The 215-nt window shown below is 72.1% G+C and carries 1 pseudogene; it reads right to left on the bottom strand.

Features of this window, described 5'->3' with window-relative positions:
- Positions 1–215: pseudogene (locus tag J0695_RS42235) on the bottom strand (pyruvate dehydrogenase (acetyl-transferring) E1 component subunit alpha); the annotation flags it as partial.

The raw sequence follows: 215 nt of genomic DNA, 5'->3' as shown, positions 1-215 counted from the left end.
CGTAGACGTGGGCGAACAGGTCCATGGGGTCGAGTACCGGGTCCTGGTTCATGCGCGCCCGCAGGTCGGCGGCCATGGTCTCGGCGTCCTGGCGGACGGCGGCGACGCGGTCGTCGTCGAGCAGACCGCGCCGGGTCAGTTCCTGTTCGAGGAGCGCGACGGGGTCGTGCTCCTTCCAGGTCTCCACCTCGGCCTCGCCCCGGTAGCGGGTCGCG

The sequence above is a fragment of the Streptomyces beijiangensis genome, from assembly GCF_017315755.1.
GTDB classification, from domain to species: Bacteria; Actinomycetota; Actinomycetes; order Streptomycetales; family Streptomycetaceae; genus Streptomyces; species Streptomyces beijiangensis.
The sequence above is the reverse complement of the archived record's forward strand: the minus strand, read 5'-3'. Positions and strand labels throughout refer to the sequence as shown.